We start from the raw sequence: 3,030 nt of genomic DNA, 5'->3' as shown, positions 1-3,030 counted from the left end.
TCGCCGCTGCGTGAACGTGCCCGTACAGCGCCGTCAGCGCGGCCAGGGCGTCCGCAAGCGAGCCCAGGGGGCCCGGAGATCACCGGCCGCGTTCCAGAGCGTCCAGGCGGGCGCCTCGTGATCCGCCGCCCCGCGCTCGCGACCGCGAGCGCGCCTACGACCTGTCCATGGGAGTCCGGGTCGAACCCGTGTCGCGGCACGGGGCTCGACGGCCCACGGGGAAGGCCGGATCCGTGCCGCGACGCAAGAACGGTACCCGATCGCGCGAGTGCGCAACAAGAGCTTGCGGGCAATCAATCGCGGGGATCGGATCCGCGAACGGGCGGGCGCCCGGACGCACGCCTTCCCCTTGGGAGGCCCGCCACCGGAAACGCACGAGGATGGCGACGGGCGGACGGCGGCGGACGGATTTCGCACCGTCTTCGCACCTTCATGAATTTTCCATGTTTCGCACTCGCACGCAATCTGCAATTCCTTCACAGGCCCCACACAGCCCTTTCAGCCCCATTCTGCGCAGTAACCCCAGTTGAACATTTCGCTCGCGCACGCGCGTTAGTCTGTGGAGCGGATGGAGGGAGCGGACTCACCATGAAGGACACCCTGGAGGAATTCGCGGCCTGGATGGAGGACCTCATGAGGTCCCGTGGCTACGACATCGATCACCCCCGAGGCGGCGGCCGGTCCAAGGTCGCCGACGACGCGGGGGTACACCGCGCGGCAGTCACCAGACTGCTGCAACGGCAGAGCATGCCCGACCTGACCACCATGCGCGGCCTGGCGCGCGCGCTCGACGTCCCCGTACGCGACGTGCTCATCCGGTCCGGAAAGCTGACCGAAGACGACCTGCCACTCCCCGTGGCGGCGTCTTCCCGGCACAGCACGGCGGACGGTCGGCGAGTCACCTTGGAAGAGGCGGCCAAGCTTCTCGGCATTCCCGACGAGAGGCGGGCGCTCTTCCTCCAAGTGACAGCCCCATTCCTGCCGTCGGAGGAGGGAACGGCAACGGAAACGGCAACGGCCCAACGACGGCAGACAGCAGGGGCCGATTGAGACGCGGTCGCCGACGAATAGGCGCGCGCACGCGGAGGCGGGCCTGCCCGAAAGGGCAGGCACCGGCTTGATGCGGCAGGCGTCGCGGCGTGATGCGGCGTGAGGGAGCAGGAGCGGGCCGGCGTCAGACCAGCCCGTGCTCGTCGAGATAGTCCATCTGAGCCCGTACGGACAGTTCGGCCGCGGGCCACAGCGTGCGGTCCACGTCCGCGTAGACGTGGGCGACGACCTCCGACGGCGTCCGGTAGCCGTCCTCGACGGCCGTCTCCACCTGGGCGAGCCGCTTCGCGCGATGGGCCAGATAGAACTCGATGACGCCCCGGGCGTCGTTCAGCACCGGTCCGTGCCCCGGCAGCACCGTGTCGACGCCGTCGTCGACCGTCAGCGAGCGCAGCCGCCGCAGCGAGTCCAGATAGTCGCCGAGCCGCCCGTCCGGGTGGGCGACCACGGTCGTGCCGCGCCCCAGGACCGTATCGCCGGTCAACACGGCCGCGTCGGCCGGGAGATGGAAGCAGAGGGAGTCCGCGGTGTGGCCCGGTGTGGCCACGACCCGCAGCTCCAGGCCGCCCGTCGTGATCACGTCGCCCTCGCCCAGCCCTTCGCCGCCGAGGCGCAGCGCCGGGTCCAGCGCGCGCACGCGCGTACCGGTCAGCTCGGCGAAACGGGCCGCGCCGTCCGAGTGGTCGGGGTGGCCGTGGGTGAGGAGGGTGAGCGCGACGCGCTTGCCCGCGCGCTCGGCGGTGGCGATGACGTTCGCCAGGTGCCCCTCGTCCAGCGGGCCGGGGTCGACGGCGACGGCGAGGTCGGAGCCGGGCTCGGAGAGCAGCCAGGTGTTGGTGCCGTCGAGCGTCATCGCGGACGGGTTGGGCGCCAGTACGCAGACGGCGCGGTCGGTGGCCGGACCGCCGATGACGCCTTCGCGCGGCCGGCCGGGCAGTGCTGCCGCATGGGTCATGATCAGGCCCCCGTGGAGAGGTCGGAGATGTCGTCGCCGGCGCCGTCGCGTTCGGCGATGCGTTTGGTGAACTCGTCGTGCCCCGGCCAGCTCAGCACCAGTTCGTCGCCTTCGATGCGGGCCTGCGCGAGTACGGGCGCGAGATCGCGCTCCGCCGCGGAGCCCAGCGCCTCGGCGACGGTCCCGTACGGAACGAGGGAGCGCAGCGTGGAGATGGTCGGAGGCATCATCAGCAGGTCGCCCCGGTCGTACCCGTCGGCGGCCTCGGCCGGGGCGGTCCAGACGGTGCGGTCCGCCTCCGTGGAGGCGTTGCGGGTGCGCTGGCCGCGCGGCAGCGCGGCCGCGAAGAACCAGGTGTCGTAGCGGCGCGGCTCGAACTCCGGGGTGATCCAGCGCGCCCACGCTCCGAGCAGGTCGGAGCGCAGGACCAGGCCGCGGCGTTCGAGGAAGTCGGCGAAGGAGAGGTCGCGGGCGACGAGCGCCACGCGGTCCGCCTCCCAGTCGTCGCCCGTGATGTCGCCGACGACGGTGTCCGGGGCCGGGCCCGCGAGGAGGACGCCCGCCTCCTCGAACGTCTCCCGGACCGCGGCGCACACGATCGCCTGCGCCGTCGCCTCGTCCGTCCCCAGCCGCTCGGCCCACCGCGCCCGCGAGGGCCCGGCCCAGGCCACGGGCCGCTCGTCCCGCGGGTCCACCGAGCCGCCGGGGTAGGCGTACGCCCCTCCGGCGAAGGCCATGGAAGCGCGCCGACGCAGCATGTACACGGAGACCCCGCCGGGCGCCTCCGGCGTGGCGTCCCGCAGCAGCAGTACGGTCGCCGCCCGCCGCGGCGCGGCAGGCGTCAGCTCCCCGCTCGCGAGCGCGCGAATCCGGTCCGGCCACTCCGGCGGGTACCACTGTCCGTTGGTCGAGGACGACATGGCCGGATGTTATGCGCTGAGGCCCCGATGCACGAGAGGGCCAAGCTCATCGGAGCTGCCTCCGATGAGCACTACACCAGCCGAAACGGCCCCCCGGCCGTAGGG

3 protein-coding genes are annotated in these 3,030 nt (G+C 72.4%); 1 reads left to right on the top strand and 2 read right to left on the bottom strand.

Going from position 1 to position 3,030, the window contains the following annotated elements; translation table 11 throughout:
* Positions 1 to 588: 588 nt before the first annotated feature.
* Positions 589 to 1,050: a helix-turn-helix domain-containing protein gene (locus ACFU99_RS39170; RefSeq protein WP_384402165.1), complete on the top strand. Its 462-nt coding sequence runs from the start codon at positions 589 to 591 to the stop codon at positions 1,048 to 1,050.
* 124 nt (positions 1,051 to 1,174) lie between these two features.
* On the opposite strand, the gene ACFU99_RS39165 is transcribed toward ACFU99_RS39170, so the two are convergent.
* A complete protein-coding gene (locus ACFU99_RS39165; RefSeq protein ID WP_384402162.1) occupies positions 1,175 to 2,005 on the bottom strand; it encodes an MBL fold metallo-hydrolase in 831 nt (276 codons plus the stop codon).
* Positions 2,006 to 2,007: 2 nt separating this feature from the next.
* Positions 2,008 to 2,925: an NUDIX hydrolase gene (locus ACFU99_RS39160; protein ID WP_384402159.1), complete on the bottom strand. Its 918-nt coding sequence runs from the start codon at positions 2,923 to 2,925 to the stop codon at positions 2,008 to 2,010.
* Between the last annotated feature and the right edge of the window lie 105 nt (positions 2,926 to 3,030).

This window comes from Streptomyces sp. NPDC057654, from assembly GCF_042800135.1.
Classification (GTDB): Bacteria; Actinomycetota; Actinomycetes; order Streptomycetales; family Streptomycetaceae; genus Streptomyces.
Note: the sequence above shows the minus strand (reverse complement) of the source record. Positions and strands in the feature narration are given on the sequence as shown.

Coding starts and splice junctions, on each gene's coding strand:
- ACFU99_RS39170 (WP_384402165.1), top strand. CDS start 589: ATGAAGGACACCCTGGAGGAATTCGCGGCCTGGATGGAGGACCTCATG.
- ACFU99_RS39165 (WP_384402162.1), bottom strand. CDS start 2,005: ATGACCCATGCGGCAGCACTGCCCGGCCGGCCGCGCGAAGGCGTCATC.
- ACFU99_RS39160 (WP_384402159.1), bottom strand. CDS start 2,925: ATGTCGTCCTCGACCAACGGACAGTGGTACCCGCCGGAGTGGCCGGAC.